The 14,283-nt window shown below is 68.8% G+C and carries 15 protein-coding genes and 1 pseudogene; 6 read left to right on the top strand and 10 right to left on the bottom strand.

Annotated elements, in window-relative coordinates; all coding sequences use genetic code 11:
* On the top strand, positions 1-1,034 hold a 1,034-nt coding region (locus VN520_RS25535), incomplete at its 5' end, for a hypothetical protein (RefSeq protein ID WP_325749288.1).
* 126 nt (positions 1,035-1,160) lie between these two features.
* A pseudogene (locus tag VN520_RS25530) lies at positions 1,161-1,247 on the top strand (alpha/beta hydrolase); the annotation flags it as partial.
* A 34-nt stretch (positions 1,248-1,281) separates the two neighbouring features.
* On the opposite strand, the gene VN520_RS25525 reads toward VN520_RS25530, so the two are convergent.
* The 4 genes from VN520_RS25525 to VN520_RS25510 all read right to left on the bottom strand — a co-directional run bounded on the left by VN520_RS25525 (position 1,282) and on the right by VN520_RS25510 (position 3,653).
* Positions 1,282-1,539 (bottom strand): hypothetical protein, encoded by a 258-nt coding sequence (locus VN520_RS25525; protein ID WP_325749287.1) that lies wholly within the window; start codon positions 1,537-1,539, stop codon positions 1,282-1,284.
* A 38-nt stretch (positions 1,540-1,577) separates the two neighbouring features.
* Entirely contained in the window at positions 1,578-2,513 is a 936-nt protein-coding gene (locus VN520_RS25520; RefSeq protein ID WP_325749286.1) for a hypothetical protein, read from the bottom strand.
* Between the two features lie 16 nt (positions 2,514-2,529).
* Complete coding sequence (locus VN520_RS39695; protein WP_414719950.1) at positions 2,530-2,934, bottom strand: hypothetical protein; 405 nt, start codon at positions 2,932-2,934, stop codon at positions 2,530-2,532.
* A 281-nt stretch (positions 2,935-3,215) separates the two neighbouring features.
* On the bottom strand, positions 3,216-3,653 hold the full coding sequence (locus VN520_RS25510) for an ATP-binding protein (RefSeq protein WP_325749285.1): 438 nt from the start codon (positions 3,651-3,653) through the stop codon (positions 3,216-3,218).
* A gap of 164 nt (positions 3,654-3,817) precedes the next feature.
* On the opposite strand from VN520_RS25510, the gene VN520_RS25505 reads away from it, so the two are divergent.
* Entirely contained in the window at positions 3,818-4,696 is an 879-nt protein-coding gene (locus VN520_RS25505) for a helix-turn-helix transcriptional regulator (protein ID WP_325749284.1), read from the top strand.
* The gene (locus VN520_RS25500; RefSeq protein ID WP_325749283.1) at positions 4,693-4,902 is read left to right on the top strand and encodes a DUF397 domain-containing protein; all 210 of its coding nucleotides are present in this window, start codon (positions 4,693-4,695) and stop codon (positions 4,900-4,902) included. The genes VN520_RS25505 and VN520_RS25500 overlap by 4 nt, the downstream gene beginning before the upstream one ends.
* Before the next feature lie 187 nt (positions 4,903-5,089).
* Here VN520_RS25500 and VN520_RS25495 read toward each other — a convergent pair whose 3' ends face one another.
* The 6 genes from VN520_RS25495 to VN520_RS25470 all read right to left on the bottom strand — a co-directional run bounded on the left by VN520_RS25495 (position 5,090) and on the right by VN520_RS25470 (position 11,794).
* Positions 5,090-5,620 (bottom strand): GNAT family N-acetyltransferase, encoded by a 531-nt coding sequence (locus VN520_RS25495; RefSeq protein WP_325749282.1) that lies wholly within the window; start codon positions 5,618-5,620, stop codon positions 5,090-5,092.
* A 172-nt stretch (positions 5,621-5,792) separates the two neighbouring features.
* Positions 5,793-6,851 (bottom strand): LacI family DNA-binding transcriptional regulator, encoded by a 1,059-nt coding sequence (locus tag VN520_RS25490; RefSeq protein ID WP_325749281.1) that lies wholly within the window; start codon positions 6,849-6,851, stop codon positions 5,793-5,795.
* Complete coding sequence (locus tag VN520_RS25485) at positions 6,836-8,512, bottom strand: alpha-amylase family glycosyl hydrolase (protein ID WP_325749280.1); 1,677 nt, start codon at positions 8,510-8,512, stop codon at positions 6,836-6,838. The genes VN520_RS25490 and VN520_RS25485 overlap by 16 nt, the downstream gene beginning before the upstream one ends.
* A gap of 97 nt (positions 8,513-8,609) precedes the next feature.
* Positions 8,610-9,488: a carbohydrate ABC transporter permease gene (locus tag VN520_RS25480; RefSeq protein WP_325749279.1), complete on the bottom strand. Its 879-nt coding sequence runs from the start codon at positions 9,486-9,488 to the stop codon at positions 8,610-8,612.
* The gene (locus VN520_RS25475; RefSeq protein WP_325749278.1) at positions 9,485-10,501 is read right to left on the bottom strand and encodes a sugar ABC transporter permease; all 1,017 of its coding nucleotides are present in this window, start codon (positions 10,499-10,501) and stop codon (positions 9,485-9,487) included. Before VN520_RS25475 ends, VN520_RS25480 begins: the two co-directional genes overlap by 4 nt.
* Before the next feature lie 21 nt (positions 10,502-10,522).
* Positions 10,523-11,794, bottom strand: a complete 1,272-nt coding sequence (locus VN520_RS25470) for an extracellular solute-binding protein (protein ID WP_325749277.1) — start codon at positions 11,792-11,794, stop codon at positions 10,523-10,525.
* Positions 11,795-12,156: 362 nt separating this feature from the next.
* Here VN520_RS25470 and VN520_RS25465 point away from each other — a divergent pair, with 362 nt between their 5' ends.
* Both VN520_RS25465 and VN520_RS25460 read left to right on the top strand, forming a co-directional pair.
* Positions 12,157-13,200 (top strand): LacI family DNA-binding transcriptional regulator, encoded by a 1,044-nt coding sequence (locus VN520_RS25465; protein WP_325749276.1) that lies wholly within the window; start codon positions 12,157-12,159, stop codon positions 13,198-13,200.
* A 187-nt stretch (positions 13,201-13,387) separates the two neighbouring features.
* Complete coding sequence (locus tag VN520_RS25460; protein ID WP_414719951.1) at positions 13,388-14,275, top strand: phosphatase PAP2 family protein; 888 nt, start codon at positions 13,388-13,390, stop codon at positions 14,273-14,275.
* The last annotated feature ends 8 nt before the right edge of the window (positions 14,276-14,283 follow it).

The raw sequence follows: 14,283 nt of genomic DNA, 5'->3' as shown, positions 1-14,283 counted from the left end.
TCACCGCGACCGACGAGAAGGCGGCACGTAACTCGATACGCGCCGTCAACACCGGGATGCGTTCCCATTACGCATCCCTCAAGACCGAGCTGATAAAGCAGCTCACCCCCGTCATCATCGTCGAGAACAACGCGGTCGGCGGGCGCTTCACCCTTGTCAACGGAGGCATCCAGGTCGAGACGGTCGACCCGGTCCCGGAGTACTTCGAACTGGCCAAGTCGATCGCCCACGTCCCCCTGGGCATCTACTCGGTGCTCGCCGCCTACCTCAGCGACCAGGTCCCCAACATCCCCAACTCGGAGCGCATCGACCCGCACGACCTGGACATGATCGTCTTCAAGGCCCCGGGGGACAAGAGCTGGACCATACCCCTCAAGGCCTTCCGGACCACGCTGGACTCGGCGCTCACCAAGCTGCCCACCGCGAACCTCCCGGACGACCTGTACGTCTCCTGCGACAAGATCCTGACCGAGGCGATCAAGTTCATCGACGCCTCCGTCAAGGCGGAGTCGTTCGACATGGCGTCGTTCAACACGTTCGCCGCCACCGTCTACCCGTCCATCCGCGTCAACATGACCTTCGCCGCCACCGCGCAGATCACCGGCATCGAAGGACTGATGAAGCGGTGGCGCACGCTGATCGGCGAAAAGGCCTGGAGCGACCTGTACGTCACGGTGCTGTCGATCTGGACCACGGCCGAGCTGAACCAGGCGTCCATCATCATCCGCCGCACCATGAACCAGGCGAAGGTGGACACTCACCTGATCGACCTGCCGACCGTGGAAACCCCCTCGGACCCGATCTTCGTGGCCCTGGACAACCTGGCACGCATCGTCCAGGACAACGTGGCGGCCGAGATGGTCTTCAACGCCGATCTCAAGGTCGCTGACGCGCTCAAGGGCAAGGAAGACCTGCTCTCGGACGAGATCCTCCAGCAGATCGGAGGGTCCGCGCCCGCCGCCACGACCGCCGCCTTCGGCAGGACGGCAGCAGCCGGCACCTGCCCGATCACCGGGCACACCGCAGCGGTCTGACCACGGGGCGTCCCCCGCTCCGCCGCCGTCCCTGAGTGCGGGGCGGGGGACGCCCCTTCGGGCTGTTCAGGCTCGAAGGGACGCCCCGGCCTGCCCCCGGGCCGTGCGGGTCCTCCCCGCTGCGTGATCCGCTGGGTGGAGCTGCCCGGACAGGAGCCTGCCCGTGTCTCTGTGCACGGCCTCGGCGCCACCTCCCCCGCCCACTTCGCACAAGCCGGCGCCTGAGAGGCGCCGGCCGGCGACGCGGTCACCGGCCGACGGGGCCCTCCTCGCCGAAAACTTCTTCAACGGTGGTGGCGACGGCTGCGCGAACCAACCACTGGCGTGAGAGCTCCGAGTCACGGCAGGTGGTGATCTTCTCGCGAGCTCGGTCACTGACCGCGATGCCCCGTGCGCCGAGGACGAGCAGGATGTTTTCGGCACGGCCTTGGGCACGGCCTTGGACACGGCCCTCTTCCCGGATCTCCTCGGAGAGCGGCGAGACGTAGAAAGAGAGATCGGGCACCAGGTTCCTCCGGTGGACAGCGCAAACGAAACGACGTGTTACCGGTCGGCGGAGGACCCCCCGTCGAAGATCTCGTCACCTGTGGCAACGACGGCTGCGCGAACCAACCACTGGCTGAGAAGTTCCGGATCGGTACAGGTCGCGATCTTCTCGCGAGCTCGGTCACTGACCGCGATGCCCCGTGCGCCGAGGACGAGCAGGACATCCGCGGCGCCTCTCTCGACGCATCCCTCGACACGGCCCTCGACGCGGCCCTCGACGCGGCCCTCGACACGGCCTTCGTCCCGGATTTCTTCGGAGAGCGGCGAGGTGTAGAAGGAAAGATCCACGGCCACCAGGTTCCTCCACTGTCGTGCGGCCGGGCGGTTGCCCAGGCCCTGTGCGATGAATTCGACGAGGGGTGCGACGATCGATTCCGGTGCGTCGCGCAGTGCGACGGACATCGTCTTCAGTATCGCATCGACGTCCGGATTGTCAGCATGCGTGATCGCCGAGAGCGTGGCGAGCGCGAGGTCTTTCCGGGCTTCGGCCACGTCCGTGATGACGGGCATGTTGTGCGGTCCCGCCACGAGTGGGCGAGTGGTCACGGTCGGCCATTGGGGCAGGCCGATCGTGAGAGGGCGGGCCGCCCATGCGGCGGTCGCGTGGTCCTGGCAGATGACGAGGAGCAGCACCGGAAGCCGGTACTTGTTATTGAGGTACGTGACGTAGTAGGGCCAGCTGGCTGTTTTGCCGGGGTCCTTCTTGCCCTGGGCTTCGACGACGAGGAGGAAGGGGCCGTCGTTCTGCGTCTCGATGCGCAGGAGGGTGTCGACGCGTCGTTCGAGCGGCTCGCTTTCGGTGAGGTCGACGGTCACGGGCTCCGCCGACACGAGAGGTGGCAGTTCGATCCCGAGGACCTCGGAGAGCTGGGAGAAGAGGCTCGGGTATTCCTGGAAGATACGGTGCATCGCTTCGTGCGGTGCGCTGACCATGAGTTTCCGTTCGGGATCAGGCGGCTGTGGGCAGGTCGGTGCGGCAGTCACGGCAGTGGCCGGGGTGCCGTGAGCGGAAGGCGCGGCCGCAGCGGTCGCAGTTCTGGAGCGGGATGACGATCGCTCCGGGGCGTGCGGACTCCAGCTCGCGTGTCCCGGGGAGGGGCGGCGGCGGAAGGGCGGCGTTGTGGGTCTCGCTCTCCGGGAAGCGGTCGGCGAGGAGCTTGATGCCGATCTTCGCTCCGGCCGGCAGCGACTGGATGTGCACGGCCAGGCCGATCGCGACGAGGGACAGGCCCCGGTGCTGGGCCAGGTGGTTGCCGATGACGGTGAAGCCTGCGGTGTGCCGGACGTTGTTGTGGATCACGCCGGATACAGCGGGCTGGGCGCGCGGGGGCGCGGTAATCTGCTGGGTATCCATCGGGAAGCTCCGTTACTTCCTCGGTGGTCAGGCCCTCGATCGGGATGCCAGTCCCGGCGGGGGCCGTCTCATGTCTGTGGCGGTCGAGGCGAGCATATGCCCGACAACACGTGCCAAATCCAGCTCAGTTGCTCCATGTCACCCGAGTGAGTGACAAAGCGCTCACTGAGGCGGGTTGGGTGGGGAAGGGTGATTTCCCGAGTCCTTTCAAGCTTTTGGCGTCGTGGGCCGCCGCGTCACGGCACACCGGGTTATGGGGACCCGCGACCCGGTGGCGACGGTCACCGCACGAGGTCGAGTTCGGCCCAGACCGTCTTGCGCGAGGCGGGCCCGACGTCGATTCCCCAGCGGTCCGCAAGTGCCCCGACGATCAGCAGACCCCTCCCCGACTCCGCGTCGTCGGCAGGCGTGTCGACGGCTCCGGGCAGAGGCGGAAGCCACTCGCCCCGGGTGTCGGCCACCTCGATACGGAGCAACGCGCCGCCGTGGACCGCGAGGCTCAACCGGAAGTCCCTGCCCGGCACGCGTCCGTGCACGGCGGCGTTCGCGGCCAGTTCGGCCACGATGTGCGCGGCCGGCCCCGTGGGCAGTCCCCAGTCACCCAGATGTGCCGTAGCGAGCAGACGGGCGAGCCTGGCTCCTCGGCGGGTGGGCGAGAGCAGCACGGTGAACTGCCGTGACGGAGCGGAATGTTCGGTTCGGGTGATTTCTTGGGTCACGTCACTCAGCGTGGCCTTCTTTGCTTACCGTGAGGAGATACGAACCGGTTACGTACGGTGATTGTCCCGGCCTTGTCCAGTGCTGTCCCGACTGTCCGGGGTGACTCGCCGGGGACCACAGAGGTTGGTGCAAGAACGGCAGGCGCGTCGGAAGTGGGGCACGGATGAGCGTGGATGAGGCTGGTACGGCACACGGCAACGCCGGAGCGGACGAGCCCGGCTGGGAGGTCGATCCCGACGACGAGCCGGGGGCGGCGGTGGTCGCCTCCGTGGGCCGCCAGATCAAGGCATGGCGGGAGGCGGCGGGGATGCGTGCCGCCGAGTTCGGGGCGGCGATCGGATACGGGGAGGACCTGGTCTACAAGGTGGAGGGCGGGAGGCGCATCCCCCGGCCCGAGTTCCTGGACAAGGCGGACAAGGTCCTGGGGGCAGGCGGCAAACTCGCCATGTTCAAGAAGGAGATGGCGGAGGCCCGGTATCCGAAGAAGGTGCGGGATCTGGCGAAGCTGGAGGCACGAGCGGTGGAGATCAGCGTGTATTCCTGCCACGGCGTCCACGGGCTTCTACAGACCGAGGAACACGCACGCGTGTTGTTGGAGGCCCGCCAGCCCGCTTACTCGCACGGTGAGGTGGAGCGAGGCGTCTCCGCACGCATCGCACGTCGTTCCGTCTTTGAACGAGAGCCGGCGCCGACTCTCAGTTTCGTCCAGGAAGAGGCTTCGATCCGACGCCCCATCGGAGGCAAGATGGCATTGCGACACCAACTGGAACGCCTCCTCAAGATCGGGCAGTTGCGCGGTGTCTCGCTACAGGTGATGCCATTGAACTGTGAGACGCATCCCGGTATCGGTGGCGACATCGAGATCCTGAAGTTCGGTGACGGAACCGCTGTCGGCCGTTCCGGGGGCGCGTTCAGCGGCCGTCCGGTGTCCGACCCCAAACAGCTCAGGGTCCTCGAACTGCGCTATGGGATGATCCGAGCCCAGGCGCTCACGCCACGGGAGTCGCTCGCCTTCATCGAGCAAGTGCTGGGAGAGACATGATCGACAAGCCCTCCGTCGAGGACACCGGCGAACTGGTCTGGTTCAAGAGCAGCTACAGCGACAGCAGCAGTGGCAACGACTGCGTCGAGGTCGCGACCGCCGGCGGCGCCGTGCACGTCCGCGACTCCAAGGACGTGCCCGGCCCCTACCTCGGCTTCGCCCTCGCCCCGTGGAAGGCCTTCCTCACGTACGCCTCCGGGAGCTGACCGCTCGACGTACAAGCTCCTCGGAGATCTGCCGGACACGCTGCCGTGTCCTCGGTGCTGCGCAGGCGGCCGGACAGCTTCTGCCCCGCTGGGGGGCCGCCCAGGTGCCCGGTTCCGCTCGGCCCGTAGCACCCGCCGTCCACGCCGCCCATGAGGACGACGTACAGGTCGTGGTCGTGCCGTACGTCTAGGCGGTGGTCATCGGATCCGCGACCAGGTCGGCGGCGAACGTCACCCGGTCGAGCCGGGGCCCGTCGTAGTCCCGCCTCGTGGCTGAGGCCGTGAAGCCGAGCCGGGTGTGAAATGCCCGTGACGCGGCGTTCTCCGGGCTGGTGACGCAGCGCACGTAACGGCGGCCGTGGGACCGGGCCAGTGCGAAGAAGGACCGGTAGAGGGCTCGCCCGACACCCTGCCCGTGCAGTGCCGGGTCGACCCCGACGAAGTGCACGTAAGCGGTGTCGGGCTCCGTCTGCGACAGGAATCCGACCAGGAAGGCGGCGATCTCGCCGTCGCCGCTCCCCTCACCGCCGCGTTCGACCACAAAGCTCGTGGTGGTGAAGTGCTGGAAATACAGCCGGGGCAGAAGCAGCGCGCGTTCCGTCCTTCCTGCCTCTCCCTTCAGGCCGCCCCACCATGTGTCCAGTACGGCAAGCACGCGGGAGTGGTCTTCTTCGACAGGGTGACGGGCCCTCAGGCCGGTGGGAAGGTCATCGGTCATCTGTGCATTCTGCCGACCCACCGGAAGACCGCGTGCGGGGTGAGGCGACAGCTCAGGCGCTCACGCGGTCCGCAGGGGCCTCACCCGTACCTCCCGGCGCCGGCCGTCCGGTCCGGAACGCGCAGACGGGGCCGGGTCCCCCCTCCGGACCCGGCCCCGTCTCGGCGTCCGTTCAGGCGCTGCGCACCGCCGCCGTGGAGCCGCGTACCACCAGCTCCGGCTGGAACACGTACTCCGTGCGCTGTACGGGGCTCCCGGCGATCTCCTCCAGCAGTGCCCCCACCGCCGCCGCCGCCATCGCCTGGACCGGCTGGCGGACCGTGGTCAGCGGCGGATCGGTGAAGGCGATGAGCTGGGAGTCGTCGAAGCCGACGACGGAGACGTCGCGCGGGACGTCGTGTCCCCTCCCCCGCGCCGCCCGGACCACGCCGAGCGCCATCAGGTCGCTGCCGCAGACGATGCCGGTGCAGCCCGCGTCGAGCAGGGCGCCCGCCGCGACCTGGCCGCCCTCGACACCGAACAGTGTGGAGCAGACGAGGAGTTCGGCTTCCTCGCGGTCCATGTCCAGCAGGGAGACGGCCGCGTCGACGAAGCCGTCGCGCTTGCGGCGGGAGGGCACGTAGCGCTGCGGTCCGATCGCCAGGCCGATCCGCCGGTGTCCGAGCTCGGCGAGGTGGCCGACCGCCATGCGTACGGCGGCCTGGTCGTCGGGTGAGACGAACGGGGCGCTGATGTGCTCGTTGTAGCCGTTGATGAGGACGAACGGCACCCCCCGGTCACTCAGCGCGGCGTAACGCGCCGGGTCGGCCGAGGTGTCGGCGTGCAGCCCGGACAGGAAGACGATGCCGCCGACGCCACGCTCGACGAGCTGTTCGACCAGCTCGTCCTCGGTGGCGCCGCCGGGCAGCTGGGTGCAGAGCACGGGTGTGTAGCCGTGCCCCGCGAGGACCTGCTCCACGGACTGCGCGAACGCCGGGAAGATCGGGTTGACGAGTTCGGGTGTCACCAGTCCGATCAGTCCGGCGCTGCGCTGCCGCAGCCGTACGGGGCGTTCGTAGCCGAGGATGTCGAGCGCCGCGAGCACCCGCTGGCGCGTGGTGTCCGCGACGCCCGGCTTGCCGTTGAGGACCCGGCTGACGGTGGCCTCGCTGACGGCGGCCTGACCGGCGATGTCGGAGAGCCGCAGCGCCGGTCCGGTCCTGGGTGCGGGGACGGTCACACCGTCCACCACACCGTGGTGTCGGCGGGCAGCTCGAAGGTGGTGCCCTCGACGGTCACCGGGGTGCTGGTGAGCAGCAGGGTGCCGGGGGCCGTCATCCGTACCGGTGCGCCCGTCGTGTTGACGGTGCAGACGAAGCCGGGGCGGCCGAGGGCGAGTACGCCTTCGGGGGCGTCCAGCCACTCGACGTCGGTGCCGGCGCCGAGGCCCGGGTGCTCGCGGCGGGCCGCGATCGCGGCGCGGTACAGCTCCAGGGTGGAGCCCTCCGCGCCGGTCTGGGCCTCGACGGAGAGCGCGCCCCAGCTGTCGGGCTGCGGCAGCCAGCTGCCGCCGTCACCGAAGCCGTACGAGCTGCCCTCGCGGGTCCACGGGATCGGCACGCGGCAGCCGTCGCGGAAGCCGTCCTGGCCCTCGGCGCGGAAGAACGAGGGGTCCTGGCGGGCCTCGTCGGGCAGGTCGGTGACGTCGGGCAGGCCCAGTTCCTCGCCCTGGTAAACGTAGGCGGAGCCGGGGAGGGACAGCATCAGCAGGGTCGCGGCGCGGGCCCTGCGCAGACCGAGTTCGCGGTCGCCGGGGATGCGGAGCTGGGTGCCCAGGCCCGGCGGGTTGCCGAAGCGGGTGGTGTGGCGGGTGACGTCGTGGTTGGAGAGCACCCAGGTGGTGGGGGCGCCCACCGGGCGCATCGCGTCGAGCGAGGAGTCGATGACGGCGCGCAGGTCGGCGGCGTCCCAGGCGGTCGACAGGTACTGGAAGTTGAAGGCCTGGTGCATCTCGTCGGGGCGCACGTAGTTGGCGGTGCGCTCGACGGTGGGGGTCCACGCCTCGGCGACGAGGATACGGTCGCCGGGGTATTCGTCGAGGATGGTGCGCCAGCTGCGGTAGATCTCGTGCACACCGTCCTGGTCGAAGAACGGCATGACATCGTTGCCCAGGAGCTTGAGCTGGTCGTGCGATCCCAGGTCCGGGAGTCCCTCCGCCTTGACCAGGCCGTGGGCGACGTCGACACGGAAGCCGTCGGCGCCCATGTCGAGCCAGAAGCGCAGGATGGAGCGGAACTCGTCGGCGACGGCCGGGTGCTCCCAGTTGAAGTCGGGCTGTTCCGGCGCGAAGAGGTGCAGGTACCACTCGCCGGGCGTGCCGTCCGGGTCGGTGGTCCGGGTCCAGGCGGGGCCGCCGAAGATGGACTCCCAGTCGTTGGGCGGGAGTTCGCCGTCGGTGCCCTTGCCGGGGCGGAAGTGGTAGCGCTCGCGCAGGGCGGAGCCCGGACCCTCGGCGAGGGCGCGCTTGAACCACTCGTGCTGGTCGGAGGAGTGGTTGGGCACCAGGTCGACGATGATGCGCAGGCCAAGGCCGTGGGCCTCGCGGATCAGCGCGTCGGCGTCGAGGAGCGTGCCGAACATCGGGTCGATGGCCCGGTAGTCGGCGACGTCGTAACCCGCGTCCGCCTGCGGCGAGGCGTAGAAGGGGCTGAGCCAGACGGCGTCGACGCCGAGGTCCCTGAGGTACGGGAGGCGCGCGGTGACGCCGGCGAGGTCGCCCATGCCGTCGCCGTTGCTGTCGGCGAAGCTCCGTGGGTAGACCTGGTAGATCACCGCGTCCTGCCACCAGCCGGTGCGGTGGCCCGGGGCGTCGTCGGACGTGCCGGTGGAGGGGGCAGCGAGGTGCTGGGTCATGTCGTCCCTGGGGTGTCTGGGTGGGGAGCGGCGCCGGGACCGGGTCGGGGGTCCGGCGCCGCCGTGACGTTGGTGCGGTCGTACGGGACTGGGTGCGTCAGCCCTTGACGGCTCCGGCGGACATGCCGGTGACCAGGTGCTTCTGCGCGAAGAGGAAGACCAGCGCGGCAGGGATCGCGATGAGCACGGACGCCGCGGTCATCGGGCCCCACTGGGCTCCGTACTGGTTGACGAACTTCTGCAGACCGCCGGCGAGCGTGAGGTTCTCGTCACCGACCATGAAGGCGGAGGCGTACGCGACTTCGCCCCAGGCGGTGATGAAGGAGTAGAAGGCGGTGACGGCGAGGCCGGGCTTGGCGAGCGGCAGGATGAGCCGCCAGAACGTGCCGAACGGGGTGAGGCCGTCGACCTGACCCGACTCGTCGATCTCGCGCGGGATCGTGTCGAAGAAGCCCTTCATCATCCAGGCGCAGAACGGCACCGAGATGGTGAGGTAGGTGATGACGAGTCCGGCCGGCTGGTTGAGCAGGCCCATCGTCGACATGATGTTGTAGATCGGCACGATGAGGACGGCCACCGGGAACATCTGGGTGACCAGCAGGGTCCACATCAGCCCGCGCTTGCCGGGGAAGCGGAAGCGGCTGACGGCGTAGCCGGTGGTGGCGGAGACGAAGACGCCGATGGCGGTGGAGAGCCCCGCGACGACCACGGAGTTGCCGAACCAGGCCAGGAACTCGGTGTCCTTGATCAGGTTCGTGTAGTTCTCGAACGTCGTCTCCTTGAAGAAGTCCGTCGTCGTCGCGAACTTCGCGGGCTTCAGCGAGGTCAGCAGGACCCACAGCACCGGGAAGACCGCGATCACCGACATGACGATCAGGGTGAGGTGCAGGGCCACGGAGGCGGCCGGGGAGCGGTCTCCGCGCTTGCGGGGCTTGCGGGCGCCGTGCCGGGCGGGGGTTGCGGTAACGGTGGTCACCAGTTGTCTCCCTGCGTGCGGAGCACTCGCCGGTACACCATGGCGAAGAGCATCAGGAGTACGAGGATCAGCACGCCCCAGGTGGAGGACTGCGCGAAGTCGCGCGGGCTGATCTCGAAGGAGAATTTGTACGCCTGGGTGACCAGGATCTGGGTGGCCTCACCGGGTCCGCCGCGGGTCAGCAGGAAGATCACCGGGAACATGTTGAAGGTCCAGATGGTGGAGAGCAGGACCACCGTGGTGGAGACCGGGCGCAGTCCGGGGAGCGTGACGTGGCGGAAGCGCTGCCAGGCGGTGGCGCCGTCCATCTCCGCGGCCTCGTACTGCTCCGCGGGGATCGACTGGAGGCCACCGAGCAGGGCGACCATCATGAACGGCACGCCGAGCCAGACGTTGACGGCGATGACGGAGAACTTGGCCCAGGTGGGGTCGTTCAGCCAGGGTATGCCGTCGATCCCGGCGCCGCCGAGGATCTTGTTGAGCAGGCCGTTGTTCTCGTTGTAGAGGAAGCGCCAGGCGAAGACCGAGACGAAGCCGGGGATGGCCCAGGGCAGGATCAGTGCCATGCGGTAGGCGGAGCGGCCGGCGATCCTGCGGTTGAGGATGTTGGCGAGGGCCATGCCCAGGCAGAAGGTGATGGTCACACAGGAGACCGTCCACACCAGCGTCCAGCCCAGCGTGCCGAGGAACTGGGTGCCGGTCAGGGCGTCGGCGTAGTTGTCCAGCCCCACGAACTCGTAGGTGGCGGGCATCTCGTTGACACCGATGGACCGGGCGACGTTGCGCTCGTTGGCGTCGGTCAGCGACAGCCAGATACCGCGGACCAGCGGGTAGCCGATGATCACGCCGATCACGAGCACGACCGGGGCGACCATGGTCCAGGCGTACCAGTGGACCGACAGGGCGCGCCGGAATCTGCTCGGTGGCGGGGGGTTGCCAGTACCGCGGCTCCGGCCGCGGGCGACGTCGTCGCCCGCGGCCTTCGCCACCGACTGGCTGGTGTGGACAGCCATCAGTCGGCCTGCCTTCCTGAGTTACTTCCAGCCCTTGAGGAGCTTGCGGTAGGAGTCGCCGGTCGCCTTCGCGGCCTTCTCCGGCGTGGTCTGGCCGGTGAGGACCTTGGTGTACTCGACGTTCAGCGGGGCGAAGAGGCTGCCGGTCTCCGGGATCCAGGGACGCTCGACCGCGGTCTCGACGACGGGCTTGAAGAACTGGACGATCTCGCTGTCCGCGGCCTCCTTCTTGGAGTACGCGGAGGTGCGGGTCGGCAGCAGGTTCAGCTCACCGGCGGCCTGCGCCTGGGACTCGACGGAGGTCATGTACTCGACGAACGCGTAGGAGGCGTCGAGGTTCTCGGAGCCCGCGTAGACGCCGAGGTTGTGGCCGCCCTGCGGGGCGCCCTGTGCGGCGGAGCCGGCCGGCACCGTGGAGATGCCCAGGTTCGCCTTGTCGGTGAACTCCTTGCCGGTGAGCGTGTCGGCCACGGCCCAGGGACCGTTGATCATCATCGCGACGTCGCCGTTCTTGAACGACTGCATCATGTTCTCCCAGCCGTCCGTGGCGTCGGTCCTGGCCGCCCCGGAGTCGACGAGGTCCTTCACGACGCCGAACGCCTTGACGCCCTGGGCGTTGTCCACGGTGACGGTCTTCTTCTCCGCGTCGACCAGGTCACCGCCCTCGCCGTAGAGGAAGGAGAGGAAGTAGTAGGAGTCGTCGCCGCGCAGGTAGAGACCGGTCTTGCCGGTCTTGTCCTTGATCTTCTGGGCGATGCTCTTCAGATCCGCGATCTTCGCGGGCGGCTCGACGCCGGCGTCCTTGAACATCTTCTTGTTGTAGAAGATGCCCATGGAGTCGATCACCTGCGGGACCGCGTACGTCTTGCCCTTGTACTGGGTCGACGCGGCGGCCTGCTTGAGGAAGTCGCCCTCGTCCTTGAGCGCCGTGGTGCCGTCCAGCGGGGCGAGGTAGCCGAGGTCCGCGAACTCGGGGGTCCAGGCGACCTCGGAGCGGATGACGTCGGGGGCGCCGGAGCCGGCCTGCGCGGCGTTCTTGAACTTGTTCTGCGCCTCGCCGAAGGGAACGTTGACGTACTTGACGTCGACCTTCGGGTGCTTCTTCTCGAAGCCCTCGGCGATCTTCTTGAAGACCTTGTCCTCGCTGCCGACGTTCGAGGTGTCCCACCAGGTCACCGTGCCGGAGAGCTCGCCCGAGCTCTTGCTGCCGCCGGACTCGTCGTCGCCTCCGCAGGCGGTCGCCGCGAGCGCCAGGGTCGCGACCAGGGCGGTGGCCGTTATGCCACGTCGCATCTGAACTCCTTCAACTGCCGTACCGCTCCGTCGCGGCGCCGGGTCGACGTGAACGTAACAAGGATGAAAGGCGACCGAAAGACTTTGCGGAAGATTTCTGCAAGCACCGCTGATCGTTACATTGGCGTGTCCTCAAGGTTGCCGTCAAGCCTCTTGACGGAAGCCGGTACATCCTGACTGTGCCTGGCCAGGGCCCGTGCAAGGGCAGTACGACGATCCGACCGCAACGGCCGGAAGGTGCCCGCAAGGACTTGCAAGAAGTTGCCGCAGAAGGATCGCCGCCCCGTGTCCGCGGGGGCGGCCCGCCCGAATCCCGTGCACGGTGGGCGTTCCGGGACACCCGCCCGGTACAGTCCAGTCCCATGACCGCACGGCTTGCCGATATCGCAACTCAGGCGGGGGTCAGCGAAGCGACGGTCAGCCGCGTACTGAACGGCAAGCCCGGTGTCGCAGCGGCCACCCGCGAATCCGTCCTCGCGGCGCTCGACGTCCTCGGCTACGAACGCCCCGTCCGGCTGCGCCGGCGCAGCGCGGGGCTCGTCGGCCTGATCACGCCCGAGCTGGAGAACCCGATCTTCCCCGCGCTGGCCCAGGTCATCGGCCAGGCACTCACCAGGCAGGGCTACACGCCGGTGCTGGCGACCCAGACGCCGGGCGGGTCCACCGAGGACGAGCTCACGGAGATGCTCGTCGACCGCGGCGTCTCGGGCATCATCTTCGTCTCCGGGCTGCACGCCGACACCTCGGCCGACATGCAGCGCTACGAACAACTGCGCGCCCAGGGCGTCCCCTTCGTCCTGGTCAACGGTTTCTCCCCCAAGGTGCAGGCCCCGTTCATCTCCCCCGACGACCGGGCGGCGATGCGTCTGGCGGTGACGCACCTGGTGGCGCTGGGCCATCAGCGCATCGGCCTGGCGGTCGGGCCCAAGCGTTTCGTGCCGGTCCTCCGCAAGATCGAGGGGTTCCACGCCACGATGCAGGAGCAGCTCGGTCTCACGGCCGACGCCGTGGAGGAGCTGATCCAGCACTCCCTGTACACGCTGGAGGGCGGCCAGGCGGCCGCCTCGGCGCTCATGGACCGGGGCTGCACCGCGGTGGTGTGCGCCAGCGACATGATGGCGCTCGGCGCCATCCGGGCGGCCCGCCGGCTGTCGAAGGAGGTGCCGCGCGACCTCTCGGTGGTCGGTTACGACGATTCGCCCCTCATAGCGTTCACCGATCCGCCGCTGACCACGATCCGCCAGCCGGTGACGGCGATGGGGCAGGCCGCCGTGCGCACACTGCTGGAGGAGATCGGCGGCACGCCCGCTCCGCACAGCGAGTTCGTGTTCATGCCCGAACTGGTGGTACGCGGTTCAACGGCCTCGGGGCCGGGCCCCTCCCAGGCACCCCGCGCCCGTCGGTAAAGTATCGAATGTGCGACCGGAACCCGACCGGAGGATCATCGGGCAGAGGGGGACGTATCTGGCAGACTCTGCGCCTATGGGTGAATCGCACGTGACCACACAGGAAGACCGCACGGCGGCCACCCCGTCACCCGACGCGGACGGAACGACGGCGTCCGGTTCAACGAAGGCGATCACCCTGTCCCGCATGCGCCCCCGCCCCTCACTCCGTTCCCTGCGCTCCCCGCGCCGCCCGCGCCTCTGGTTCGAAATCCTGCTGATCGCGGTCAGTTACTGGCTCTACTCGCTGGTGCGCAACGCCGTACCCGAGCAGAAGGCCGCGGCCCTGCGGAACGCCGATCGCATCTGGTCCCTCGAACACGCCGTGGGCCTCGCCTTCGAGGAAACGGTCAACCGGGCCGTCAACTCGGTGACATGGCTGATCGTGTCGATGAACTACTACTACGCGACACTGCATTTCGTCGTGACCATCGGCGTCCTCGTCTGGCTGTTCCGCCGCCATCCGGGCCGCTACGCGGCCACCCGGCTGGTCCTCTTCGCCACCACGGCGGTGGCCCTGCTCGGCTACTACGTCTTCCCGCTGGCTCCGCCCCGGCTGATGAACGGCGCCCACTTCATCGACACGGTGATGCTGCACCAGACCTGGGGTTCGATGGCCTCGGGCGACCTCAAGCACATGTCGAACCAGTACGCGGCCATGCCGTCCATGCACATCGGCTGGTCCCTGTGGTGCGGTCTGACCATATGCGCCCTGGCCTCCGCGCCCTGGGCGCGCATCCTGGGCGCGCTGTACCCCGTGGCCACCCTGGTCGTGATCGTGGCGACGGCGAACCACTTCTGGCTGGACGCGGTGGGCGGTACGGCCTGCCTGGCGTTCGGGGTGGCGCTCTCCTGCGCCTGGTACGGGATGCTGCCGCACCGCCTGCCGAAGCGGGTGCAGCACTCCGGCACGGGCTGGTCGCGCGTCCCGCGCCGAACACCCGCCGGGGCGCCCGGACCGGCGGCCGGGGCTGTCGCCCCCCGCGCCGAGGTGGCGGGCTCCGGTCCGCGGACGTCGAGCCCGGCCGGCGACTGAGAGCGCCG

Source organism: Streptomyces sp., from assembly GCF_035563135.1.
Classification (GTDB): Bacteria; Actinomycetota; Actinomycetes; order Streptomycetales; family Streptomycetaceae; genus Streptomyces.
The sequence above is the reverse complement of the archived record's forward strand: the minus strand, read 5'-3'. Positions and strand labels throughout refer to the sequence as shown.

What these genes read in the sequence shown, in the direction of transcription:
- VN520_RS25495 (WP_325749282.1), bottom strand. Translation starts at nt 5,620, where the DNA reads ATGACCGATGACCTTCCCACCGGCCTGAGGGCCCGTCACCCTGTCGAA.
- VN520_RS25485 (WP_325749280.1), bottom strand. Translation starts at nt 8,512, where the DNA reads ATGACCCAGCACCTCGCTGCCCCCTCCACCGGCACGTCCGACGACGCC.
- VN520_RS25465 (WP_325749276.1), top strand. Translation starts at nt 12,157, where the DNA reads ATGACCGCACGGCTTGCCGATATCGCAACTCAGGCGGGGGTCAGCGAA.
- VN520_RS39695 (WP_414719950.1), bottom strand. Translation starts at nt 2,934, where the DNA reads ATGGATACCCAGCAGATTACCGCGCCCCCGCGCGCCCAGCCCGCTGTA.
- VN520_RS25500 (WP_325749283.1), top strand. Translation starts at nt 4,693, where the DNA reads ATGATCGACAAGCCCTCCGTCGAGGACACCGGCGAACTGGTCTGGTTC.
- VN520_RS25520 (WP_325749286.1), bottom strand. Translation starts at nt 2,513, where the DNA reads ATGGTCAGCGCACCGCACGAAGCGATGCACCGTATCTTCCAGGAATAC.
- VN520_RS25460 (WP_414719951.1), top strand. Translation starts at nt 13,388, where the DNA reads ATGCGCCCCCGCCCCTCACTCCGTTCCCTGCGCTCCCCGCGCCGCCCG.
- VN520_RS25475 (WP_325749278.1), bottom strand. Translation starts at nt 10,501, where the DNA reads ATGGCTGTCCACACCAGCCAGTCGGTGGCGAAGGCCGCGGGCGACGAC.
- VN520_RS25505 (WP_325749284.1), top strand. Translation starts at nt 3,818, where the DNA reads ATGAGCGTGGATGAGGCTGGTACGGCACACGGCAACGCCGGAGCGGAC.
- VN520_RS25470 (WP_325749277.1), bottom strand. Translation starts at nt 11,794, where the DNA reads ATGCGACGTGGCATAACGGCCACCGCCCTGGTCGCGACCCTGGCGCTC.